General features: G+C 62.6%; 24 protein-coding genes and 1 pseudogene. 12 read left to right on the top strand and 13 right to left on the bottom strand.

Annotated features, from left to right (window positions below):
• Positions 1–29 precede the first annotated feature (29 nt).
• Both betB and betI read right to left on the bottom strand, forming a co-directional pair.
• Positions 30–1,493, bottom strand: a complete 1,464-nt coding sequence (betB, locus tag EKH55_RS02770) for a betaine-aldehyde dehydrogenase (protein ID WP_151610933.1) — start codon at positions 1,491–1,493, stop codon at positions 30–32.
• Between the two features lie 80 nt (positions 1,494–1,573).
• Entirely contained in the window at positions 1,574–2,161 is a 588-nt protein-coding gene (gene betI, locus EKH55_RS02775; RefSeq protein ID WP_069460445.1) for a transcriptional regulator BetI, read from the bottom strand.
• A gap of 149 nt (positions 2,162–2,310) precedes the next feature.
• On the opposite strand from betI, the gene EKH55_RS02780 reads away from it, so the two are divergent.
• The 3 genes and pseudogenes from EKH55_RS02780 to EKH55_RS02790 all read left to right on the top strand — a co-directional run bounded on the left by EKH55_RS02780 (position 2,311) and on the right by EKH55_RS02790 (position 5,898).
• On the top strand, positions 2,311–2,862 hold the full coding sequence (locus tag EKH55_RS02780) for an HdeD family acid-resistance protein (RefSeq protein ID WP_151610934.1): 552 nt from the start codon (positions 2,311–2,313) through the stop codon (positions 2,860–2,862).
• Between the two features lie 57 nt (positions 2,863–2,919).
• A pseudogene (locus EKH55_RS02785) lies at positions 2,920–4,808 on the top strand (GGDEF domain-containing protein).
• A 79-nt stretch (positions 4,809–4,887) separates the two neighbouring features.
• Positions 4,888–5,898, top strand: a complete 1,011-nt coding sequence (locus EKH55_RS02790; RefSeq protein ID WP_192803737.1) for an NAD(P)H-quinone oxidoreductase — start codon at positions 4,888–4,890, stop codon at positions 5,896–5,898.
• A gap of 405 nt (positions 5,899–6,303) precedes the next feature.
• Here the strand turns inward: EKH55_RS02790 and EKH55_RS02795 are convergent, their stop codons facing one another.
• The gene (locus tag EKH55_RS02795) at positions 6,304–7,041 is read right to left on the bottom strand and encodes a DUF3750 domain-containing protein (protein ID WP_151610935.1); all 738 of its coding nucleotides are present in this window, start codon (positions 7,039–7,041) and stop codon (positions 6,304–6,306) included.
• A 67-nt stretch (positions 7,042–7,108) separates the two neighbouring features.
• On the opposite strand from EKH55_RS02795, the gene EKH55_RS02800 reads away from it, so the two are divergent.
• The 3 genes from EKH55_RS02800 (at position 7,109) to EKH55_RS02815 (ending at position 10,235) form a co-directional block, all read left to right on the top strand.
• Positions 7,109–8,116 carry an asparaginase gene (locus EKH55_RS02800; RefSeq protein WP_151610936.1) on the top strand — a complete coding sequence of 336 codons (1,008 nt, stop codon included), beginning with the start codon at positions 7,109–7,111 and terminating at the stop codon, positions 8,114–8,116.
• 87 nt (positions 8,117–8,203) lie between these two features.
• Complete coding sequence (locus EKH55_RS02805; RefSeq protein ID WP_151611933.1) at positions 8,204–8,824, top strand: glutathione S-transferase family protein; 621 nt, start codon at positions 8,204–8,206, stop codon at positions 8,822–8,824.
• 481 nt (positions 8,825–9,305) lie between these two features.
• Entirely contained in the window at positions 9,306–10,235 is a 930-nt protein-coding gene (locus EKH55_RS02815) for a LysR substrate-binding domain-containing protein (protein ID WP_151610937.1), read from the top strand.
• Here EKH55_RS02815 and EKH55_RS02820 read toward each other — a convergent pair.
• Positions 10,201–10,860 carry a glutathione S-transferase family protein gene (locus EKH55_RS02820; protein ID WP_151610938.1) on the bottom strand — a complete coding sequence of 220 codons (660 nt, stop codon included), beginning with the start codon at positions 10,858–10,860 and terminating at the stop codon, positions 10,201–10,203. The two genes, EKH55_RS02815 and EKH55_RS02820, sit on opposite strands and share 35 nt — an antisense overlap.
• Positions 10,861–11,414: 554 nt before the next feature.
• On the opposite strand from EKH55_RS02820, the gene EKH55_RS02825 reads away from it, so the two are divergent.
• Entirely contained in the window at positions 11,415–12,185 is a 771-nt protein-coding gene (locus EKH55_RS02825) for a L,D-transpeptidase family protein (protein ID WP_069460452.1), read from the top strand.
• Positions 12,186–12,204: 19 nt separating this feature from the next.
• On the opposite strand, the gene EKH55_RS02830 is transcribed toward EKH55_RS02825, so the two are convergent.
• Positions 12,205–12,678 carry a MarR family winged helix-turn-helix transcriptional regulator gene (locus EKH55_RS02830; protein WP_069460453.1) on the bottom strand — a complete coding sequence of 158 codons (474 nt, stop codon included), beginning with the start codon at positions 12,676–12,678 and terminating at the stop codon, positions 12,205–12,207.
• Between the two features lie 113 nt (positions 12,679–12,791).
• On the opposite strand from EKH55_RS02830, the gene EKH55_RS02835 reads away from it, so the two are divergent.
• Complete coding sequence (locus EKH55_RS02835) at positions 12,792–13,214, top strand: organic hydroperoxide resistance protein (RefSeq protein WP_069460454.1); 423 nt, start codon at positions 12,792–12,794, stop codon at positions 13,212–13,214.
• Positions 13,215–13,323: 109 nt separating this feature from the next.
• Here EKH55_RS02835 and EKH55_RS02840 read toward each other — a convergent pair whose 3' ends face one another.
• Positions 13,324–13,536, bottom strand: a complete 213-nt coding sequence (locus EKH55_RS02840) for an alkylphosphonate utilization protein (protein WP_069460828.1) — start codon at positions 13,534–13,536, stop codon at positions 13,324–13,326.
• A 121-nt stretch (positions 13,537–13,657) separates the two neighbouring features.
• Positions 13,658–15,211 (bottom strand): helicase HerA-like C-terminal domain-containing protein, encoded by a 1,554-nt coding sequence (locus EKH55_RS02845; RefSeq protein WP_151611934.1) that lies wholly within the window; start codon positions 15,209–15,211, stop codon positions 13,658–13,660.
• A 247-nt stretch (positions 15,212–15,458) separates the two neighbouring features.
• Here EKH55_RS02845 and EKH55_RS02850 point away from each other — a divergent pair, with 247 nt between their 5' ends.
• A complete protein-coding gene (locus EKH55_RS02850; protein ID WP_069460456.1) occupies positions 15,459–15,848 on the top strand; it encodes a DUF2780 domain-containing protein in 390 nt (129 codons plus the stop codon).
• 197 nt (positions 15,849–16,045) lie between these two features.
• On the opposite strand, the gene EKH55_RS02855 is transcribed toward EKH55_RS02850, so the two are convergent.
• From EKH55_RS02855 to EKH55_RS02870, 4 genes are all read right to left on the bottom strand, one after another.
• Positions 16,046–16,873: an aldo/keto reductase gene (locus tag EKH55_RS02855; RefSeq protein WP_151610939.1), complete on the bottom strand. Its 828-nt coding sequence runs from the start codon at positions 16,871–16,873 to the stop codon at positions 16,046–16,048.
• Positions 16,874–16,950: 77 nt separating this feature from the next.
• Entirely contained in the window at positions 16,951–17,724 is a 774-nt protein-coding gene (tam, locus tag EKH55_RS02860) for a trans-aconitate 2-methyltransferase (protein ID WP_069460829.1), read from the bottom strand.
• Between the two features lie 11 nt (positions 17,725–17,735).
• Positions 17,736–18,398, bottom strand: coding sequence for a haloacid dehalogenase type II (locus tag EKH55_RS02865; RefSeq protein WP_069460458.1), 663 nt, complete (start codon positions 18,396–18,398; stop codon positions 17,736–17,738).
• A gap of 156 nt (positions 18,399–18,554) precedes the next feature.
• Positions 18,555–19,106, bottom strand: coding sequence for a phosphatase (locus EKH55_RS02870; protein WP_151610940.1), 552 nt, complete (start codon positions 19,104–19,106; stop codon positions 18,555–18,557).
• A 70-nt stretch (positions 19,107–19,176) separates the two neighbouring features.
• Between EKH55_RS02870 and EKH55_RS29290 the strand changes: the two genes are divergently transcribed.
• Positions 19,177–19,323 (top strand): hypothetical protein, encoded by a 147-nt coding sequence (locus EKH55_RS29290; protein WP_192803738.1) that lies wholly within the window; start codon positions 19,177–19,179, stop codon positions 19,321–19,323.
• A gap of 232 nt (positions 19,324–19,555) precedes the next feature.
• Here EKH55_RS29290 and EKH55_RS02875 read toward each other — a convergent pair whose 3' ends face one another.
• The gene (locus EKH55_RS02875; protein ID WP_151610941.1) at positions 19,556–20,596 is read right to left on the bottom strand and encodes a zinc-dependent alcohol dehydrogenase family protein; all 1,041 of its coding nucleotides are present in this window, start codon (positions 20,594–20,596) and stop codon (positions 19,556–19,558) included.
• 179 nt (positions 20,597–20,775) lie between these two features.
• Here EKH55_RS02875 and EKH55_RS02880 point away from each other — a divergent pair, with 179 nt between their 5' ends.
• The gene (locus EKH55_RS02880; protein ID WP_151610942.1) at positions 20,776–21,657 is read left to right on the top strand and encodes a branched-chain amino acid aminotransferase; all 882 of its coding nucleotides are present in this window, start codon (positions 20,776–20,778) and stop codon (positions 21,655–21,657) included.
• A gap of 187 nt (positions 21,658–21,844) precedes the next feature.
• Here the strand turns inward: EKH55_RS02880 and EKH55_RS02885 are convergent, their stop codons facing one another.
• Positions 21,845–22,255, bottom strand: coding sequence for a VOC family protein (locus EKH55_RS02885; protein WP_069460462.1), 411 nt, complete (start codon positions 22,253–22,255; stop codon positions 21,845–21,847).
• A 235-nt stretch (positions 22,256–22,490) separates the two neighbouring features.
• On the opposite strand from EKH55_RS02885, the gene EKH55_RS02890 reads away from it, so the two are divergent.
• Positions 22,491–23,093 carry a superoxide dismutase gene (locus tag EKH55_RS02890; RefSeq protein ID WP_069460463.1) on the top strand — a complete coding sequence of 201 codons (603 nt, stop codon included), beginning with the start codon at positions 22,491–22,493 and terminating at the stop codon, positions 23,091–23,093.
• Positions 23,094–23,122 lie beyond the last annotated feature (29 nt).

Genomic DNA, 23,122 nt, shown 5'->3' on the forward strand with positions numbered 1-23,122 from the left:
CCTCTCCCGCGAGCGGAAGGTGAATCACATCAATACGGCGCCTCGACCGGTCCCATGCCGACATAGACGGTCTTGAGCTCGGTATAGTGGTTGAGCGCCGCGACCGAATTCTCTCGCCCGAAGCCGGATTGTTTCGATCCGCCGAAGGGGATCTCGACCGGGCAGAGATTATAGGTGTTGATCCAGAGCGTGCCGGCCTCAAGCCGGTCGACGACGCGGTGGGCGCGCGTGAGGTCGGCGGTGAAGACGCCGGCCGAGAGGCCGAATTCGGTCGCGTTCGCCCGGGCGACGACCTCCGCCTCTTCGTCGAAATCGAGGACGCACATGACCGGGCCGAAGATCTCTTCGCGTGCGATCGTCATCTCATCCGAGACGTCGGCAAAGACTGTCGGCTGGATGTAGGTGCCTTCGCCGCTCACATGGTTCGGAATGCCACCGCCGGTCAGGAGCCGCGCGCCTTCCGCCTTTCCCTTTTCTATATAGGAGAAGACCTTGTCGCGCTGCGCCCTGGAGACCATCGGCCCGAGCTGCGTCGCCTCGTCCATCGGGTCGCCGATGACGATCGTCTCGGTGCGTTCCTTCAGCCGCGACAGGAAGGAGTCCTTGATCCTCCTCTGCACGAAGACGCGGGTTCCGTTTGAGCAGACCTGGCCGGTCGAGTAGAAGTTGCCGAGCATGGCGCCGCCGATGGCGCTTTCGAGGTCGGCATCGTCGAAGACGATCAGCGGCGATTTGCCGCCGAGTTCCATGGTGACGTGCTTGAGTTCGGCCGCGGCGGCGCCCGCCACTCGTTTGCCAGTCGGCACCGAACCGGTGAGCGAGACCTTGGCGATACCCGGGTGATTGACAAGCAGGGGCCCGGTCGAGCGGTCGCCCTGGATGACGTTGAAGAGCCCCTTGGGCAGGCCCGCTTCGATCAGGATCTCGGCGATCTTCAGGGCGCCAAGCGGTGTGTTCTCCGACGGTTTGAACACCATGGCATTGCCAGCGACAAGAGCCGGCGCGGCCTTCCAACAGGCGATCTGCTGCGGGTAGTTCCAGGCGCCGATGCCGACGCAGACGCCGAGCGGCACCCGCTTGGTATAGGCGAAGTCGCCGCCGAGGGGGATATAGTCGCCGTTGAGCGCGGCGGGCGCGACGCCGCCGAAGAATTCCAGGCTGTCCGCGCCGGACGTGGGGTCGGCGACGATCGTCTCCTGTATCGGCTTGCCGGTGTCGAGCGTCTCGAGTTCGGAAAGCTCGCGGTTGCGCTCGCGCATGATCTCGGCGGCTCGCTTCAGGACGCGGCCACGCGCCGTGGGGCTCATCGCCGCCCATCCGGGCTGTGCCCGCTTCGCGGCTGCGATTGCCTTCTCGACGATCGCCGGCGTCGCGGCATGCAGCCGCGCAATTACCTCGCCGGTCGCCGGATAGATGCTCTCGATCATCGTGCCGGCCGCGTCCTCGACATATTCGCCATCGATGAAGTGCGACGCTTTGGGTTGTGCTCTCATTTTATTCTCCCCGCGGACAGCGTTTGGATTCGGTTTTGCGTTCAGCTTCTCTGTTGTTCAGGACCGAGGCAAACGGCCCCTTATCCTCCATTCGGCCGCAAATGCGCGCTCACGTAATCCTCCGTCAGCGCGATCGAGGCCTCTATGCTGATCGGCGCCGATTTCAGGCTTTGCCGGATGTAAAGCCCGTCGATCATGGCTGCCGCCCCTTCGGCAATGCGCTCCGCGTCGGCTGCGGGGCAAAGCGCCCTCAAACTTGCAAGGAGATTGGAGCGCAGCCGTCGCGCATAGACGACGAGCAGCCGGCGAACGTCTTCGGAGCGCTGCGCCTCGGAATAGAAGGCGAGCCAGGCGGCCACCGTCTCCGGCGCGAATTGATCGGCCCGGAAGCTGACGCGGATGAGGGCGCTCACCTTTTCTCGCGGTGTATGCGCCGCCTTGAGTGCCGCGACGGCGTCCCGGCGTAATTGACCGAGCAGGCTGCGGATCGTCGCGATCAGCAATTGCTCCTTGCTGCCGAAATAGTGATGCGCGAGCGCCGGCGAGACGCCCGCCGTCCGGGCGATCTCGGACATGGTCACGGCCAGTGTGCCTTGACCGCCGATCACACGCAGCGCCGCATCGACCAGCGCCTTGCGGCGCACCGGCTCCATCCCGACCTTGGGCATCCTAAGACTCCTTTGACGATTATCAGTCTATTGTTGATTGACGCGTCAATCAACAAAAATCGTCATGCCCTTTCCGCTTTCTTTTTGTCCGGAAATCCGGCTCAATCATGGGATAGCGCACGCACCATTGCCGGACTGGAGGTTGAAGTATGGCTGCCAACAGGTTCGAAGCTGGCGACGGGGAGACCGTCGCAGGGAAATGGGCGTGGTTCGTCGCGCTCGGTGTGCTTTTGATCATGGCCGGCGGTATTGCCTTCGGTAATCTGCTGATGGCGACGGTTGCCTCCGTCTACTATGTCGGCGTCATCATGCTGATCGGCGGCTTGCTCAATCTCGGCCAGGCCTTCCGCGTCAAGGACTGGGGAGGCTTTATCTACTGGATGCTGAGCGGCGCCTTCTATGCGGCGGCAGGACTTTTCACCTTCGTCAATCCGCTGCTCGCCTCCTCGGTGCTGACCCTTCTGCTGGCGATCGCGCTGATCGCAGCCGGCGCCTTCCGTGTCTGGGTCGGTTATAGGCTCAGCCCCCTTGCTGGCTGGGGTTGGGTCCTGATCGGCGGCCTGATCACCCTCGTGACCGGTCTCGTCATCGCCGCCGGTTGGCCGATCGACAGCCTCTGGATCCTGGGCCTGTTGCTGTCCATCGACCTCGTCATGCAGGGACTCGCGCTCATCGCCTTCGGCGTCCTTGTGAAGAGCTAGCCCGCGATACAATCGTTGGGCGGATGGCGATGTCCTGCTCACCGTCCGGACGTTGCAATGTTCACAAAAGCTTCACAGTCGCGAAAGACTTCGTTGACGCTTGCCGTCGATGCTGGTGGACGGTCCGACCCGTCCCATAATGGAGCCCGGCAGTCCGCCGTCCCCGCAGAAACGCTGCCGTTTCGTGGCTTCGGCGACGACCAGATCATAACGCTCGCGAAACTCGTCATCGAGAATGCCTTTCAGCCGATCGTCGAAACGACGAACGGCGCAGTCTTCGGTTATGAGTCGTTGATGCGCGGCTTCGACAGGCTGGGCTATGCTTCGCCGCTCGAACTGCTCGACAAGGCGGAAGAGGTCGGGCAGCTTCTGGCGCTGGAGCACCTGATTAACAGCCGTGCCGTCGCAGCCTTTGCGACACTTCCGGATTTCTCCACCCGCACATTGTTCCTCAACTTCGATTTCAAGGCTGGTTGGCGGGGAGGGGGATGTCGTCGAGCGCCTCGTCAATCACCTCAAGCGTGTCAACATCGCCCCGTCCTCGCTCTGCTTCGAGCTGTCGGAGAGGTTCGACAACGGCAAGGTGCCGGATTTTTCGGCGTTTGTTCGGCAATTGCGGCTTGCCGGCTTCAAGCTGGCGATCGACGATTTCGGTGCCGGCTTCAACGGGCTGAGAATGCTCTGCGACCAGCCTGTCGATTATGTGAAGATCGATCGGCATTTCATTACCGGCATAGATAGGGATTCTCGCAAGCGCCACCTTGTGCGCCACGCCGTCAACATGGCGCATGTGCTCGGGACGCGGGTGATCGCCGAGGGTGTGGAAACGGAAGTCGAGTTCCTGGTGTGTCGCGATCTCGGCTGCGATCTGGTGCAGGGCTATTTCGTTGCCCGGCCGACGACGCATCTCAATGAGTTGCGGCCGGTCTATGCGCATCTCGAGTTGGGGGGGCGCACGGAGCCATTCATCGACTCTCGACAGCATTCTGATCCGCAAGGAGGTGGAGCAACTGCCGGCGGTCCGGGAGAGCGACGATCTCGACTCGGTGTTCGATCACTTCCGGCTCAACCCGCGCCAGCCCTTTTTTCCGGTGTTGATCGCCAATGGGGAGCCGCGCGGCATTCTGCATGAATATCATGTGAAGGAGATGATCTATCACCCCTTCGGCCGTGACCTGCTGAAAAACCGCATCTATCGGCGCCGCATTTCGCACTTCGTGACGCCTGCGCCCATCGCCGATCTGGACACGCCGGCCGATGAAATGCTGAAGATCTTTGCCGGCATGGATGGCAGCGATTGCGTTATCCTGACAGAGAACATGCGCTATGCCGGCATTCTTTCGGCTGCGTCGCTTCTGAAAATCATCAACGAGAAGCAGTTGAAGATGGCGCAGGAGCAGAACCCCTTGACCGGCCTTCCGGGCAACCGCGCCATACGCGACTATGTCCAGCAGGCGATTCTCGACGGCGACCAGACGCGCTATTTCTGCTATTGCGACTTCGACGACTTCAAGCCTTTCAACGATACCTATGGCTTCCAGAAGGGCGATCTTGCAATCGCGCTGTTTGCCGCGCTTTTGCGGCGCCACTTTATCGGTGAGGAGAAGTTTCTCGGCCATATCGGCGGCGACGACTTCTTCGTCGGCGTGAGCGGTCTTGGCGAAGGGGAAGTCCGCGCCGTCCTCACGCGCCTTCTCGATGATTTCCGATCCGACGTCCGGCAGCTCTATTCTCCGGAGCATCAGGCGGGTCGCATCAGCGGTTACAGCCGCGACGGCGGTGCCAAGGACTTTCCGCTAATGCGCTGTTCGATCGCGGTTCTGGCGCTGCCGGAAAGCTTGATCTTTTCGGATACCCAAGCGGTAAGCAAAAGGATCGCCGAGATCAAGGGGCGCGCCAAGGCGAGCGAATCCGGATTGGTCGTGGAATTGCTCGACAATCGATGACCGATGCATGAACGACGCTCTTTCCGGCGTGGCGAGTGAGCGGTAGTTATAGGCTGACTGCCTTTGCGAGGATGCCGCCATGCCGACCGATATGCTCCCGAACGAAATGACCCATGTGGACCTCCGGAGCCCCGGCGGCGCTGAAAACATGGTGCTGGCGCGCGGTCGGCTGCCGGAGGTCGGTCCCGGCGACATTCTTATCCGCGTCGAGGCCTTCGGCGTCAACCGGCCGGACGTTCTGCAGCGCAAGGGCGATTATCCTCCGCCGCCCGGCGCAAGCCCCATTCTCGGTCTGGAAGTGGCCGGCGAAGTGGTCGCGCTTGGAGATGGCATCACGGGTTTCTCGGCCGGCGACAGGGTCTGCGCACTCGCCAATGGCGGCGGCTATGCCGAATATTGTGCCGTGCCGGCAACGCAGGCGCTGATCTTTCCGAAGGGCTACGACGCTGTGAAGGCGGCGGCGCTCCCGGAGACCTTCTTCACCGTCTGGGCCAACGTCTTCGACATGGCCGGTCTGAAACGGGGCGAAACGATCCTCGTCCACGGCGGGTCGAGCGGCATTGGCACCACCGCGATCCAGCTTGCCAGAGCCTTTGGCGCCGAGGTTTTCGCCACGGCCGGCAGCGCCGCGAAATGCACGGCTTGCGAAACGCTCGGGGCGAAGCGGGCGATCAACTACCGTGAGGAGGATTTCAAGGAGGTCGTGCTCGACGAGACCGGCGGGCGCGGCGTCGATGTCATCCTCGACATGGTCGGCGGCCGCTATTTCGGACGCAATCTCACGACCCTTGCCCAGGACGGGCGCCTGTCGATCATCGGTTTCCTCGGCGGCGCGCGGGTCGAAGACGCCAATATCGCGCCGATCCTGACCAGGCGGCTGCACGTGATGGGGTCGGCCCTGAGGCCCCGCAGCGCGGCGGAGAAACAGGCGATCCGCGATCGGCTCGCCGAAAAGGTCTGGCCGCTTCTGGAGGCGGGCGAGGTGGCGCCGGTCATTCACGCCGTCATGCCCCTCGAGGAGATCGCCGATGCCCATCGGCTGATGGAGGAAGGTGAGCATATCGGCAAGATCGTGATGCGGATCGCCTGAAAGCGAGCTGCGAAACCGCCACGCGCTCCTCAGTCTGGATTGGCCATTAGACGATAGTATCCCTTGTATCGGGGCACAAACCGCTTACCTTAGCTTCATCGGCAACAACAGAAAGGAAGGTGATCCAATGTCTAGTGAGATTTCGGTCTTGGTGATGGGCATGGGAGAGGTGAAGGAGTCGAGGCAACCCTCGGCCTGACGCCACCTTCCTTTGGGCCTCACGGCCCGCCTATCATGAAGCCAAAGCTCATGGAAGGGTCGCCAAGCGCGGCCCTTTTCCTTTCCAGGCCTTCGCCTTGCAGCACCGCGAGTCTTTCAGACGCTCAAAGTGGCTGTAACTCTTTGAACCTGCCCAGCGAATCTGCGCAGCGAGCGAAAATCAGAACCGATTTTCGGGCCAATGCGCTAGATTCCCAGGCGTCCCACCGCCGGTACCTTGATTCCCGGCCTTGCAATGTCGATGCCGGCCACCAGTCCCATGAAATGCAGTTCCACTCCGCTACGCCAGCCGGCAGAGATGCCGGCCAGCCCATAGAGCGTCGCATGCAGATCGCGGCCGTCGGCATCGATCTGGAAGAGTTTGCCGTCCGGCAGATAATCGCGCCCTACGGCGTCGGGCGGAAGCACTGCCCCGAGTTCGGGCACCGAGCGCAGGACATGGGCGACGAAGGTGTTGGAGTTCGGCCCCGGCCACAGGCGGTAGGCGCCGGGCGCGGAATAGGGATAGGCGGCGATCGCCTGCTCGACCTTCGGTATCAGCCGCTCGGCGTCCTCGCCGGTAACGGCTACGACGATGCGCGGGTCGTTCGAATACCAGCGGCTATCAGCCTGATAGGCATTCTTGCGGATCGGCTTGCCCCAGCCGACTTTCTCGTAACGATCATAGGTCGGCGCCCCCTCGTCCTTGGTGACGATCCACGCATGGCTTGCAACCGCGCCCTTCATGCCGCCGGTCGTGGCCGAGAAGACATAGATCGCCGCCTCCGGGCTCTCCGTCGCTGGCGGCAGTACGCCGGCGGAGGACCAGTCCGCGTCGCGCCAGCTCTGCGGCCGCTCCTTCAAATACCAAAGCCCCGCCGACGAAAGCGCCGGAAGCAGGTAGATGACGGCAAAGGCGAACAGGAGGCGGCGAAGTATTTTCATGGATGTCTTTGTTGCTATGGAATAGCTGATAGAAGCATCGCCGATGATGGAATTTTGAGGGCAGGAAATGTCGAATCCCGTTTTGGTTGAAGTGACGCGTGGAGATCTTGTCGAGAGCCGCCACCGCGGTGCCGTCATCGCCGTCGATGGCGACGGCAGGACGCTCTTCGCCCTCGGCGAGACGGAAGCGCCCGTGTTTCCGCGCTCGGCCTGCAAGGCGATGCAGGCCCTGCCGCTCGTGGAAAGCGGTGCGGCGGACGCCTACGGCTTCGGCGCCAAAGCGTTGGCGCTTGCCTGTGCCTCCCATTCGGGCGAGCCGGAGCACGTGGCACTCGCGTCCGAGATGCTGGCGGCCGCCGGCCGCGACGTCGGTGCGCTCGAATGCGGCGGGCATTGGTCGAACGACCAGGCGACGCTGATCGAACAGGCGCGCACGTTGGAAAAGCCGAACGCGCTCTACAACAATTGCTCCGGCAAGCATGCGGGCTTCATCTGTGCCTGCTGCCATTCCGGCACGGATCCTGCCGGCTATGTCGGCTATGATCATCCGATCCAGCGGGAGATCCGCGGCGTGATGGCAGATCTCACGGGCGCCATTGCCGGTCGGGACAATTGCGGAATAGACGGCTGCTCGATCCCGACCTATGCGGTGCCGCTCAAGGGGTTGGCCGGCGGCTTCGCCAAAATGGCGACGGGGATCGGCCTCGAGCCCCTGCGGGCGAGCGCTTCAAAGCGCCTGATCGACGCCTGCATGGCTGAACCCTTCTATGTGGCGGGCACCAAGCGCGCCTGCACGCGGATGATGAAAACGGCGCCGGGCAGGATTTTCGCCAAGACCGGTGCCGAGGGCGTCTTCTGCGCCGCGATCCCGGAAAAGGGGATAGGCATCGCGCTCAAATGCGAGGATGGCGCGACCCGCGCCGCGGAAGCAATGGTCGCGGCGACGCTTGCGCGCTTTTTCGCGGACGAGCCGGAGATCCATGCGGCGCTGATGGCGCAGGCCAACCGTCCGCTGCGCAACTGGAAGAGGATCCATGTCGGCGGTGTGCGCGTGGGGGACGCGTTCGGCCCATGAGCGAAGATCGGCGGACCGCGGCCGGCGCGGCTTGACAGCCTTTCCGCCTTCGAGATGAATTGCGACAGTTTCCGAGGAGGCACGATGATGCTGAAGCTCTACTATACGCCCGCCACCTGCTCGCTCGCCTCGCATATCGCGCTCGAGGAAGTGGGCGTCGTCTATGAAGCGCACCGCGTCGACTTTTCGAAGGCCGAGCAGACCAAGCCAGAATATCTCGCCGTCAATCCCAAGGGCCGCGTGCCGGCGTTGGTGACCGATCGCGGCACGCTGACCGAAACGCCGGCGATCCTTACCTATATCGCTCAAAGCTTCCCCGAGGCCGAACTGGCGCCGCTTGACGATCCTTTCGAATTCGCGCGGCTGCAATCCTTTCTGAGCTATCTCTGCTCGACGGTTCACGTCGCGCATGCCCATGCCCGCCGAGGAGCGCGCTGGGCGGACGATCCGGCGGCGCAGGAGGCGATGAAGGCGAAGGTGCCGAAGAACATGGCGGATTGCTTTTCTCTGATCGAGAGCTCGATGCTTTCCGGCCCCTTCGTCATGGGCGAGAACTATACGATTGCCGACCCTTATCTCTTCACCATTGCGGGCTGGCTGGAGGCCGATGGGGTCGACCCGGCGCAATTCCCCAGAGTTCTCGAGCACCGCAACCGAATGGCCGAGCGTCCGGCCGTCGCCAAGGCGCTGGCGGCGGCTCAAGGCTGAGCTCAGCAGCCGGGCCAAACGTCGTGCGCTATCTCCTGCAATATCTATCGCGAAGGAGCGCGACAAATCGAATCCAAATCGTATTCTTCATTCGCGCGAAGCTCTTGCCTTTGACGACCCGTGCTGGCGCGATCAGCGGCAGTCGCAGGTATTGTCTGCGGAAGTGCGCGGCCAGGGCCATCCCGGAAACGGCAGGTCGGCGAGCTCGCGTTCCTCCATCCTCATAAGGTCTGGATGCTGTAGCGGGTCGCGCAGCCAATTCACCGCCTCATGACAAGGGTCGCTGATCGGGTCGCCTTTGGGTCTCAGCATGGAGAAAAACTTAATCATGACGGCCCCCTTTCGACGCTGCAAGCATTGCCCTCTTTGATGTCCAAGCGCGATGCAGGTCTCCTGCAGCAAAGCGCGTTGAAGACGAGAATCCGTCCAACTGCATATAAATGCAATTGAGTTTCCTGGCGGCCAAGTTTAGAAAAACTAAATGAGAGAGCTCAATACGGTGCATCTGAACGGATTGCGTGCGGTCGAGGCTGCTGCCCGGCTGGGCTCGCTTGCGGCCGCTGCCGACGAACTGGGCGTAACCCCCGGTGCGGTCAGCCAGCAGATTGTGAAAACGGAAGCGCAGCTTGGGCGCCGGCTCTTCGAACGCTCGCCGCGCGGGCTCGCCGTCACCGACGCGGGCCGGCCGCTTTTGGCGCGCCTTTCGCGGGCCTTCGCGGAGCTTGCGCAGGCGGTGGCCGAGACGCGGCACCGCGACGACTCGGTGCTGACGGTTTCTGTCGCGCCGATCTTTGCCGCCCGCTGGCTTGTCTACCGATTGAACGGCTTTGCCGAGCGCCATCCAGACGTCCGGCTGAGGATCGATGCGACAACCAGGCTCGTCAGCCTTGACGCCTCCGACGTCGATCTCGGCATTCGCGTGGGAGCGGGGCGCTGGTCGGGAGTGCGTTCGGAATTGCTCCTGGAGCAGGAGGTCTTTCCCGTATGCTCGCCGGCCCTCGCCGCGGAACTACGCGAGCCGGCGGACATCCTGAGACTCCCTGCGGTCGTGGACGAGCATGCGATGTTTTCCTGGGATGTGTGGCTGAAGGCCGCCGGGCTCGCTGGCGCCGAGATCAGCGTGCGCCACAGCTTCAATGACGCCTCGCTCGCACTCGATGCCGCTATCGCGGGGCAGGGCGTCATGCTCGCCTGGCAAACACTGGCCGGTTACGCGGTAATGAAGGGCAGCCTTGTCGCGCCCTTCGGCGTCCGCGCGAAAACCGGCTTTGGACATTATTTCGTGACGTCCGCCTCGCGACGTGAAAGCAAGGCGGCGCTCGCCTTCAAGCAATGGGTGCGCGAAGAAGTGGAGGAAGGAATGCGGCAGCTTGCGGCTATGCCGGTTCCTTCAGCCGTTCCTCCATCATAGCCTTGAAGGCGGGACGCGACTGGCAGCGCGCGAGCCAGGTCTTGATGTGCGGGTGCCGATCGAAGAGCGCGGTCTGGCTCATGGCATAGCGGAAGACCTCGGCGAGGTTCAGGTCGGCAACGGTGAAGCGATCGCCGATCACGTAGTCGCGATCCTTCAGATGCGCCTCCAGTACGGCAAAGGCCTTCTCAAGCGACTGCGCGCAAGCGGCGATGCGTTCGCGGCCCTCCGGCGTTTCTTCGATGCCGTCGTCATAGGCGAGCACAATGTTGACCGCATGCGGCTCGACTTCCGTTGCCGCCCACATGGTCCAGTTGCCGATCAACCCTTCCTCGACAATATCGACCGGCGCCAGCGGGCCCCCATATTTGCGGGCGAGATAGAGGTTGTTGGCAAGGGACTCGGTCAGGATCAAACCGCCGTCGTCGATCGCCGGGATGAGCCCCATCGGATTGACGGCAAGGAAGCTCGATGACCGGGTGTTGAGGGGCGCATCGGCAGCCAGGGGATCGGCGAGGCGGCGTGCCTGGATCACCGCTACGGACTTGAAGGGAACGCCAAGTTCGCGTGCCATCCAGTAGTTGCGGGATGCGCGCGAGCGATAGACGCCGTAAATCGTCAACATCACCAATCCTCCTCCAAAGAGCGGCGGCCTCTTCAGGAGCGCCTCCATACTGCAGCGATCGCCCGTTGTCATAGGGCGTCGCCGCTCACCACGAAAGCCGGCGGCGTTGATAGGCTCATGAAATCTTTTGATGTGGAGCGGATCCGGATGCCCTCCGCAGCCTCTCAATTTGGAAAGTCTAACCTCCTCTCGTCAGACCGTGCTCGGCCGCGGCTGTCCGACGTTCATCGGCTGCCGCTCATTGGCTGCTTGTCGGTATGCAACAATTCAAAGTGTGCCACAGCGATGTCTTCGCGTCTGAAAAGACGCACGGCACTGGCGGACGATGCCGTGATCGTGATCGCAAGTTGGGCTGACACAGGCGAGCAGCGGCCGTAAATACAAGTTCGGAGTGAAATCGAATTTCCAGCACGCTCCGCCCTCCGCCCCGCGATTTGAGCGGAGTTGGAATTGTTCGACGCAAGGCCATCGTGATCTGGTAGCAAGGAGCGGGACAACGCGAATCACCATTGTGCCGCTCCTTCATTACGCTGCACTTAAACCGATAGAGTTCGATGTCATCGCTACCTTTGTTCTCTCGCCGCCGTTTTCTGCGCGGCTCCGGGCTCGCAATCGCCTCCGTCGGGCTTGCAGGCTGCACGTCCTCCATGAATACCGACCGTTTCCGCCAGCAAACGATGCCGGTCTTCCGCAATCCTGCGCTTGAGGAGCACTGGATCGAACCGGGGGCCGCGATTATCGAGGGGCCGGTGCCCACCGGCCTTCCGCCGCAGGATGCCTATTATGCGGATGTCTACGCGGCAAAGGAGGATGGCGGCTTTCTGCTTCCAGCCGTGCCCTATCGCCAGATCGACCCGCGTTTCTATCGTCAGGAGGTCAATGATCCCTTCGGCGAAGCCCCGGGCACGATCGTCGTCGACACGGCCGATCGCTATCTCTACCACGTCCAGCCGGGCGGCCGTGCCACGCGCTATGGGGTCGGTCTCGGCCGCGAGGGTTTCGCCTGGTCTGGGCGCGGTGTGATCCAGTGGAAACAGAGGTGGCCGAAATGGACGCCGCCGGAATCGATGATCGCCCGCCAGCCGGTGCTCGCAAAATATTCCGCCGACAAAGGCGGCATGCCGGGAGGGCTCGACAACCCGCTCGGGTCACGCGCGCTCTACATTTTCCAGAACGGCCAGGACACGCTTTACCGGGTGCACGGCACGCCGGAATGGCAATCGATCGGCAAGGCCGTTTCGTCCGGTTGCGTGCGCATGCTCAATCAGGACGTCATCGATCTTTATGACCGGGTGCGCGGAAAGGCGCCGATCCTCGTCGTCTGATAGGCCGTCAAGGACGTCGTCAATCTTCGCTGCGTGTCTCGGCGAGACGCTGTGTCAATCGGTGCAGCGCCTCACGCAATTCGCCCACTTCCTCGAGGCTGCAGCCGGTCGCCTTGCCAATCTCCGCAAGGATGGTGAAGGCCTCGGTCTTCAAGGTTCGCCCGTTTTCAGTCAAGCCGACTATCACCTGGCGCTCGTCGGCGGGGTCGCGCAGGCGGCGGACATAGCCCGCCGCCTCCAACCGCTTCAGGAGCGGCGACAGCGTGCCCGAATCGAGACCTAGTTCCTCGCCGATCCGCTTTACCGTCATGGCGTCCTGTTGCCACAGCGCCAATAGGACGAGATATTGCGGATAGGTAAGGCCAAAGCGGTCGAGCAAAGGCTTATAGGCGCGATTGAAGGCGTGAGTGGCGGAATAGACGGCGAAGCAGAGCTGCTGGCCAAGCGCCAGCGCCTCATCGGGCAAAGCATCGGATTTGGCCGTTTTGGTCATGGTGGCATTGTCTCAAATTCGGCTGAGAAATGCAATTTGCAAAATTAATTTGCGTGCAATTGAATTTTGCGCTATCTAGATGTCATCGGTAACCAGACGAGAAGGAGAATGCAATGCCCATCCTCTACCGCACCACCGCATCCGCTACCGGCGGCCGCTCCGGCCAGGCCAAGAGCGCCGACGGCGTCCTCGATGTCACCCTCACCGTGCCGAAGGAACTCGGCGGCGATGGGGCTCGCGGCACCAATCCGGAGCAACTTTTCGCTGCCGGCTACTCCGCCTGCTTCCTGGGTGCGCTGAAAGCCGTCGCCGGCAAAGAGAAGGTAAAGCTTTCCGAGGGCACGAAGGTCACGGGTACCGTCGGCATCGGCCCGCGCGAAGACGGCACGGGCTTCTTCATCGATGTGGCACTCGAAGTCTCTTCGCCCGATGTCGACAAGGCCGTTCTCGAGGATCTGGTCCAGAAGGCGCATATCGTTTGCCCCTACAGCCACGCGACGCGGGGCAATGTCGACGTGAAGCTGTCGGTGGCCTGATCGCCATACAGCACCGTGCGTTCCTCGGCACATGCGAAGATGCGGCAGAGACCTGAACGCCGAAGCCCGCGATGTGATTGCGGGCTTCAGTTGGCAGTTCGATATCGTGTCAGGCCTTCTTGAGGAACTCGGTGCGGAGCACTAGTCCCTTGATCTTTTCGACGCGGCATTCGACCTCGTCGGGATTGTCCGTGAGCCGGATGCCCTTCACCAGCGTGCCGCGCTTCAGCGTGGTGGAGGTCCCTTTCACCTTCAGGTCCTTGATCAGCGTAACATTGTCGCCATCCATCAGGATGGCGCCGTTCGAGTCCTTGACGTCCATCGTCGATCCTTTTCCGAGCACCGACGGTCCTTCGGCGACATTACCAAGGTCGAGGCCCACCGGCCTCCATAATCTGGAGGGAGGCACAGGCGCAAGCGCAATCGCGGTCGCTTGTCGGTTCCTATCGCTTCAGACTGCCCAGAATGCCGCGAACGATCGCCCGGCCGACCTGTGTGGCGACCGTGCGGGCGACCGATTTCAGCGCCGCTTCCACGATCGTTTCTCGCTGATAGCCGGAGGAGCGTGGCCGGGCGCGGCGGCCCGATGACGCCTCGTCCGTATCGTCGCCGAAACCGGGCAGGGTCCAGCGGCTGCGGCCGGAGGGCGCTTCGGCGGCCTGCTCTTCCGCCTGCCGCGCCGCCTCTGCTGCCTTGGCCGTCCGTTCGGCCAGGATCTCATAGGCCGATTCCCGGTCGAAATCCTCGTCATAGAGCCCGCGCACCGGGCTGACATTCAACGTGTTCTGCCGCTCGGCCTCCGTCAGCGGCCCGAGGCGCGAAGACGGCGGGCGGATCAGGGTCCGCTCGACCACCGACGGCGAACCCTTGCCTTCGAGCGTGGAGACCAGCGCTTCGCCGGTGCCAAGCGTGGTGATCACCGTGGCGCAGTCGAAGTCCGGATTGGGGCGAAACGTATCGGCCGCCGTCTTCACCGCCTTCTGTTCGCGCGGGGTGTAGGCGCGTAGCGCATGCTGCACGCGGTTGCCAAGCTGCGCGAGCACGGTTTCCGGCACGTCGAGCGGGTTCTGGGTGACGAAATAGACGCCGACGCCCTTTGAGCGGATCAGGCGAACCACCTGCTCGACCCGTTCGACCAGCACCTTCGGCGCATCGTTGAAGAGCAGGTGCGCCTCGTCGAAGAAGAACACCAGCCGCGGCTTCTCCGGATCACCGATCTCCGGCAGTTCCTCGAACAGTTCGGAGAGCAGCCAGAGCAGGAATGTCGCGTAGAGCCGCGGATTCATCATCAGCTTGTCGGCGGCAAGCACCGAGATCGCGCCGCGCCCGTCATTGGTCGTGCGCATGATATCGGTGATCTTCAATGCTGGCTCGCCGAAGAAATGATCGGCGCCTTGCTGCTCCAGGATCAACAGTTCGCGCTGGATCGAGCCCAGGGAGGACTTGGAGATGAAGCCGAACTGGTTCGAAAGTTCGCTGGCATTCTCGCCCATGTACTTGAGCAGCGCCTGCAGGTCTTTCAGATCGAGCAGCGGCAGACCGCCTTCATCGGCGATCTTGAAGGCGATGTTCAACACCCCTTCCTGCGCATCGGTGGCGTTCATCAGGCGCGATAGCAAGAGCGGCCCCATCTCCGACATTGTCGTGCGGACCCTATGGCCTTTCTCGCCGTAGAGATCCCAGAAGATTACCGGAAACTCCTGGAAGTCGTACGGGGAAAGGCCGATCTGCTCGGCGCGCTTCAAAAGAAAGTCCTTCGGCTCGCCGATCGCACCGATCCCGGACAGATCACCCTTGACATCGGCACAGAAGACGGGAACGCCGGCATTCGAGAAGCCCTCGGCAAGGATCTGTAGCGTCACGGTCTTGCCGGTGCCGGTCGCACCGGTGATCAGACCATGGCGATTGCCGAATTTTAGATCGAGATACTCGCCCTTGTTGATCGAATCGTCCGGCTTGCGGCTGGTGCCGATATACAGCTTGCCTTCCTGCAGCATGGGAGCCTCATTTCCGTTCATCAATTTTGCCAATGGAAGCGGACATTTGCCGCCAATCGCCATCGAAATGTCGTCGGTTTTGTTATAGGAGGTGAGGCTCTGTCCGGCAACAAAACTTGCGCGGACTGAAAGACTTGCAGACGGGGCCTACGAGATCTTCGGATGCGGACCGGCCGTCCGGTGCTATTGTCATTTCGAAATCGATCATTTACCTTGACGTTCACGTCAAAAAACGGAGGAGATTTTCATGAGCGAATTGGTCACGCGCGTGGCGGACAATGTCGGGATCGATCCCGCAACGGCCGAAAAGGCGGTTGGGATGATCCTCGGCTTTCTGCAGCGCGAAGCGGCGGACGGGCCGGTCGCCAGGATGATCGAGGCCATTCCCGGCGCGCCGGAACTGGTCGCGCAATATAGCGGAGAGGGCGGCAATGGCGGGCTGCTTGGCGGGCTGATGTCGGCAATGGGTGGTGGCGGCGTCATGGCGCTCGGCCAGCAGTTAATGAGCCAGGGACTTGGCATGGGCGAGATCACGGCACTTGCGAAGGAGACCATCGCCTACGCCAAGGAAAAGGCGGGCGACGAAGTCGTCGACGAGGTCGTCGCCTCGGTGCCGGGTCTTAGCCAGTTCGTTTGAGGAAGTAATAATCTCTTCTGGCCCGCCGGCTCTCCCAAAAGAGGGGGGAACAGATGGGGCATCCATCTGCGTCGCCGCAGGGTGTTCCGCATGCAAAGCGTTTTGCCGGACCGAAGTGGCCGGCCGCACATAATTCTCCCCCCTTGTGGGGGAGATGGCCGACAGACCACACGGGGTAGCGGATCGTTGCTTTCACCTCACACGTCCCACTCGGGAGCCAGTCCCGCCGGGTTGACGATGCGGCCATCCGGCTTTGCCAGTCCGCGGATCGCCGCCATCTCTTCCCGTGTTAGCGCGAAATCGAAGATCGCGAAATTTTCCTTGAGCCGCGCCTCCGTTGCCGTTTTCGAAAGGGCAATCACGTCCTGCTGCTGCACCAGCCACCGAAGCGCCACTTGCGCGGCTGTCTTGCCGTGACGGGCGCCGATCTCGGCCAGGTGCCGGTCCGAGGGTGTGCGGCCATTGGCCATGGCGTAATAGGCGGTGAGCGAAATGCCGTGCCGACGGGCCGCGTGCAGTACCTTGCTCTGGTCGAGGTAGGGGTGGAACTCGACCTGATTGGTCGCGATCGGCGCCTCGCTCAGCCGCACTGCTTCCTCCATCTGCGCCGTGTTGAAGTTGCTGACGCCGATGTGGCGCACCTTGCCGGCTCTCAGCACGTCATTGAGGGCACCGAGCCGCTCCGCCATCGGCACATCGCTGCCCGGCCAGTGCAGGAGCAGGAGGTCCACGTAGTCGGTCCTGAGTTTCCTGAGGCTGTCGTCGACCGAGGCGATGAAGGCGTCATGCCGATAATTGTCGACCCAGACCTTCGTCGTCAGAAAGATATCCGGCCGCGGAATGCCGGACATGTGCATGGCCTTCCCGACCTCGGCCTCGTTGCCGTAGATCTGCGCCGTGTCCACGTGGCGAAAGCCGATCTTCAGCGCTTGCGGCAGAATTCGAAGCACTTCCTCTCCGGACATGCGAAAGGTGCCGAAGCCGAGGGCGGGAATATTGGCGCCGTTGGAATTGACTGCATGCATGGAGGGCTCCTCGAACGACGAAAGGGACACCCCTATACTTGTCGCCGCGTGACGAAGGTTCAAGCGGATCCCGGACTTCAGCCGCCCTTCGTTGCGACGACGAAAAGGCGGGGGAAGCGCAACAGCACACGCCCGTCGGCCATCGCCGGATAGGCCTTGCGGATCTTCTCGGCATAGGCGGCGAGATATTCCGTTCGCCTTTCCGCCGGCAGCGCATCGAGATAGGGACGCAATCCCGTTCCCTTCACCCACTCGACTACGGCATTCGCATTGGCGAGTTGATGGTAATACACGGTATGCCAGACCTCGATCCGCGCCGCCTTGGCGGCAAGCTTCTCGACATAGGTCTTCGGCGCGGGAAGGGGAACGCGCGCCATGATGCGGTCGCGGAACGTCTGTTCAAAAGCGCGCTCCTCGGCCGTCTCCTGCATCAGCGCATGGGATGGCTCGTCGAGATTGTCGGGCATCTGGATCGCGAGCACGCCGCCGGGCGCGAGCGCCGTCAGGAGCCGCTCGAGAACGTCAATGTGTTTCGGCAGCCATTGGAACACCGCGTTTCCAAAGAAGAGCGCAGCCTTTGCCGGCGGTGCCCAGCCGGCGAGATCGACCTTTTCGAAGCGCAGATCCGGCAGGCGCTGACGGGCGGCGGCCAGCATGCCATCGTCATTGTCGAGGCCGACGAGGTCGTTATCCGGAAAACGGGCGCGGATCAGTTCCGTCGAGTTCCCCGGTCCGCAGCCGAGATCGAAAGCCGTACCGGCAGGAAGGTTCGGCACCTGCGCCAGTAGGTCTCGTGCCGGCCGCGTCCTTTCCTCCTCGAACTTCACGTATTGCGCTGCCGACCACGTCATCGCATGTCCCTTCATATGCCGAACTGCAGGCTTTCGAGCGAGGGGAGGATGAGCGACGGCCCGTAGTCTCTGTATTCGTCCGGCATGTCGTGACGGTTTATCCAGACTGTGCGAAAGCCGAATTTGGTCGCGCCGGCCACGTCCCAGCGATTGGACGACTGGAAGGAGACCGCATTCGGATAGAGGCGGTACTGCGTCGTCACTATATCATAGACCGCAGGCGCCGTCTTGAAGGCCTTGACCACATCGACCGAGAATACGTCGTCGATCACGATGTCGAGCGCCGCGTTCTTGACGGCGGAGGCGAGCATCGCCGGCGATCCATTGGAGAGAATTGCAATGCGGGCGCCGCGCTCCTTCAATCCCCGTAGCACGGCCGGCACTTCCGGATAGCAGTCGAGTGTCCAATAGGCGTCGAGCAGTTTCTTCCTGAGCTTGGGATCGGCCGAGGGGAAGCGTTGGAACGCGAAATCCAGCGATTGTTCGGTCAATTGCCAGAAATCGACATACGCGCCCATCAGCGCGCGCACCCAGGAATATTCAAGCTGCTTTGCACGCCAGAGCTCGGAAAAGGCTCGCCCGTCCGGACCGATTGCGTCGGCATGCCGGCGCACGGCCGCGTGCACGTCGAAGAGCGTGCCGTAGGCGTCAAAGACATAGGCCGCGTAGGACATAGAGTTCTCCCGTCATTCCCGCCTCGGCCGACGCTCCGCGAACAGCCTTTCGGGCAGGTCGTGCGGCGAAAGGCGCGCCGCTTCTCCATTTGTTTTGGAGAGATCATGTCAAATTTTTGTGCGCCGCACAACGTGGCCGTGCCAGGTGACGATTTGTCAGCCTTTCCAGGTCTTTGCCGGAAAGCGAAGCGCCTGTCTGGCAAGCCTGCCTTTGAGCCCGAGCGCCGTATCGCAGAGGCCGACCACCTGTCGGTTTGGTTTGGCCTCCGGGCGAAGCGCGTGCAACGCTGCGGCCGCCTGCTCGGGTGCCATGTAGCGCGCCAGGATGCCGAGCGTCAGCGCCGTCGAGCGCCCGATCCCTCTGAGGCAATGGATCAGAAGATGCGCATGCTCCGGCAGCCGGTCGATGAAGGCGAAGGTCGCCTCGATCGCCTCGGCGCGCGCGGCATCGGGCGCTTCGGGATCGACGGCATCGCCGAAATGAAGCTCCAGATGCCGCTCCGGCGGCAGTTCTATCATCGACAGAAGCCGGGTTGCCGGCGCTCGGGTCGAGATCAGATGCGTGGGCGCCCAAAGCGCCCGGTTATGCCGCGCCTCCGTCTGCGAAGCGACGATCACGCGCACCGGCCAGCCATTCGGATGCACCGGATTGCGGTCGAGAACGGGCCGGTAGAACTGGCCTTCGCAGGCCTGAGCCGCAAGCGCCATGACGGGTCCTCGCTGATTCGTCGTCCTCATGACGAGGATAGCAGCGCGGGGCTGGGTTCGGAATCCCTCGGTGGGGGCCAGAGGCTATTGCAAGCATTCCAAGCGGGGCCAGAAGGTCCGCCCGGCCGTTTCGAGCGTTCTCACCTCGCTTTACAGGATCGGACTCATCTCCACCGCCGACGGCGGCAAGACCTTCGCCTGGCGCCGGGCGGCGTGATCCGAGCCCTTGCCACTCCCCGGCAAGACCCCTCCCCAATCCCTCCCCACAAGGGGGAGGGGCTTCGGTGCCCGCTGCTCCCGACTACCACTTTCTGAGCGCATGCCGCTTCGACCAATAGAGGACCGCGAGGGCGCGGCAGGTTACGCCCCTCCCACCTGTGGGGAGGGGTTGGGGAGGGGTCTTCGAGCGGCCCTGTGGGACGAGGCAGTCGCGACGCCCGCACCTCGCATCAAAAATGCGTTATCACGCTGATGCCGAGTTCCGTCGCGCGGTCCATCGCCACCAGCGCCGGCACCGCCTCTTCCAGCGAAATGTTCCGACCGATCAGCTGTGTGGGATCGAGCTTGCCGGCCACGATCATCTCAAGCATCGCGTCGTAGCGCCAGGCCTGCATGCCGTGGCTGCCGTAGATCTCGAGTTCGTGGCCGATCACCTGGGCCATCGGGATCTGCGGCGTGGCGTGTTCGGCCAGCATCAGGCCCACCTGGACGTGGCGGCCGCGGCGGCGGAGGTTCTTGATCGAATTGAAGCAGGTGACGGGCGAGCCCAGCGCATCGATCGAAACATGCGCGCCGCCTTGGGTGATTTCCCTGACGGCGGCGACGACGTCGTCGGTCTCGCCCGCGTTGATAGCCGCGACGGCACCGATTTTCCGGGCGAAGGCCAGCTTGTCGGCGGAAATGTCGATAGCGATCGGCTTGGCGCCGAGCGCGGCGGCGATCATGATCGCCGAAAGGCCGACGCCGCCGCAGCCATGCACGGCCACCCATTCACCACCCTTGACGCGCGCCTGGTCGGTGACGGTCCGGAAGGAGGTGGCGAAGCGGCAGCCGAGGCTGGCGGCGGTCGCGAAATCCATGCTCTCCGGCAGGTGAACGAGGTTCTGCTCGGCGAAATCGATCGCCACATATTCGGCGAACGAGCCCCAATGGGTGAAGCCCGGCTGGAATTGTGCTTCACAGACCTGTTGGTTGCCGGAGCGGCATTCGCCGCAACGACCGCAGCCGGATACGAAAGGCACGGTCACGCGGTCGCCGACCTTGTAGCGCATCACCCCGCGGCCGGCGGCTGCGATCGTACCCGCCAGCTCGTGGCCCGGAACATGCGGCAGGCGAATGTCCGGGTCGTGCCCCATCCAGCCATGCCAATCACTCCGGCAGAGCCCGGTGGCCTCGACCTTGATGACGACGCCGTTCTCCGTCGGTGACGGATCGGGCAGAACCCTGATCTCCGGCGTCTTCTCGAAGGCGTCGTAATACATTGCTCTCATCGATGCGAACTCCCATTCCGTCTCGATAGTTTTCGGGGCAGCCCCTGTCGTTCCTCGGACCGGCTACCACGCTGCTCCAGAATGGACCTCATGACAATTTTTGATATACCCATTCACCCCAGTTCTGCTTTTTCCCGCTACACCACGATGGTGCACGTCGAGACGAGAAGGAGACGCCGATGGCCGTCGATACATCCCCCCGCACCACCACCTGGACCTATGTCGATGGCGAATGGCTTTCCGGCAACCCGCCGCTGATCGGACCGACATCCCATGCGATGTGGCTCGGCTCGACGGTGTTCGACGGCGCGCGCTGGTTCGACGGCATCGCGCCGGATCTCGACTTGCACTGCCAGCGCGTCAACCGTTCTGCGGAAGCGCTCGGACTGAAACCGGCCATGGCCGCCGAAGAGATCGAGGCGCTCACCTTGGAGGGCGTGAAGAAATTCGACGGCAAGACGGCGATCTATGTAAAGCCGATGTACTGGGGCGAGCATGGTTCCTGGAGCGTCGTCGCGGTAGATCCGGAATCGACCCGCTTCGCCCTCTGCCTGTTCGAGGCTCCGATGGGCAATGCCCATGCGGGCTCGGCCCTGACGCTCTCGCCCTTCCGCCGGCCGACGCTCGAATGCATGCCGACCGATGCGAAAGCCGGCTGCCTCTATCCGAACAACGCCCGCATCCTCACCGAAGCCCGCTCGCGCGGCTTCGACAACGCGCTGGTGCGCGACATGCTCGGCAATATCGCCGAGACTGGCTCTTCCAACGTCTTCATGGTCAAGGATGGCGTCGTCTTCACGCCGGCCGCGAACAGGACCTTCCTCGCCGGCATCACCCGCGCGCGCATCATCGGGCTTCTGCGATCGGCGGGCCACGAGGTCGTCGAAACGACGCTGACGATGACCGATTTCGAGGGGGCGGACGAGATCTTTACCACCGGCAATTATTCGAAAGTCCTGCCGGTGACGCGTCTCGAGGAGCACAACTTCCAGGCCGGCCCGGTCACGGCGAGGGCGCGCGACCTCTACATAGATTGGGCGCATTCGAGCGGCAACGCGTAACGGCGGCGAGACCCCTCATCCGGCCTGCCCGTCCTCCGAAGCAACTGCGGAGGGTGGACCGGCCACCTTCTCCCCGTAAGCGGGGCGAAGGAGACTCGCGGCGCACTGTCTCTGTCCCCTCTCCCCGCGTGCGGGGAGAGGGTTAGTCCTCGGGCTAAACCCGAGGAGAGGGGCTTTTAAAACATGTTCATTCCTCGATCGGCCGAACCACCACGTCGGCGGAGGATCGCGTCGTCGGACCGTGATGGACCGCTTCGATGTTGTTGCCGTCCGGGTCGAGGAGAAAGCCGGCATAATAGCCCGGATGGTAAGGCCGCTCGCCTGGAGCGCCATTGTCCGTGCCGCCATTGGCGATGCCCGCATTATAAAACCGATGGACGGCGTCGCGATCGGCTGCCTGGAAGGCGAGATGAACCTGGCTCTGATAGTCCTCCGCTTTGTCGACGAAGAATTCATCGAAGGCGAAAAACGCATCGGTCTCGTGGGTCGGCTGATGGCCGAGCGCGCCAAGTACTGCGACGTAGAAGCGCTTGCTGACGGCGAGATCCTGCACGCGCAGGTGCACATGGTCGATGAGACGTCCCTGGTGAAACTCCATCCTGGTCTCCTGCAACTCCTGTGCGACGGAGGCGACGCCGTTATGTAACGATGCTGCACGAGGAAAGTTGCGCGTCGCCTTCTCCAAGGACCGATCGGTGGCGTCCGCAAAGGAAGCATTTTTCGTGACTTAGGGAAATTTTGGCACCACATCGGTTGCCTCCCGCCGAGGCGGTGCCTATGTTCCCGATCACAGATTTCCGTCACCAAATCCCATGCCAAGAGGAGATGCCACAATGGCTTTCGAATTGCCGAACCTTCCCTATGACTATGATGCGCTCGTGCCCTATATGTCGCGCGAAACGCTCGAGTACCATCACGACAAGCATCACCTCGCCTATGTGACGAACGGCAACAAACTTGCCGAGGAAGCCGGTCTTTCCGACCTGTCGGTGGAAGAGATCGTCAAGAAGTCCTATGGCACGAACCAGCCGCTGTTCAACAATGCCGGCCAGCATTACAACCACATCCACTTCTGGAAGTGGATGAAGAAGGGCGGTGGCGGCACCAGTCTGCCGGGTAAGCTCGATGCCGCGATCAAGTCCGACCTCGGCGGCTACGACAAATTCCGCGCCGATTTCATCGCTGCCGGAACGGGCCAGTTCGGCTCCGGCTGGGCCTGGCTTTCGGTGAAGAACGGCAAGCTCGAAATCTCGAAGACGCCGAACGGCGAAAACCCGCTCGTTCACGGTGCATCGCCGATCCTCGGCGTCGATGTCTGGGAGCATTCCTACTACATCGACTACCGCAACGCCCGCCCGAAATATCTCGAGGCCTTCGTCGACAACCTGATCAACTGGGACTACGTGCTCGAAATGTACGAGGCGGCGACGAAGTAAGCGGCTTCACGAGTCGCGATGGAAGGTGG

The organism is Sinorhizobium alkalisoli, from assembly GCF_008932245.1.
Taxonomy (GTDB): domain Bacteria; phylum Pseudomonadota; class Alphaproteobacteria; order Rhizobiales; family Rhizobiaceae; genus Sinorhizobium; species Sinorhizobium alkalisoli.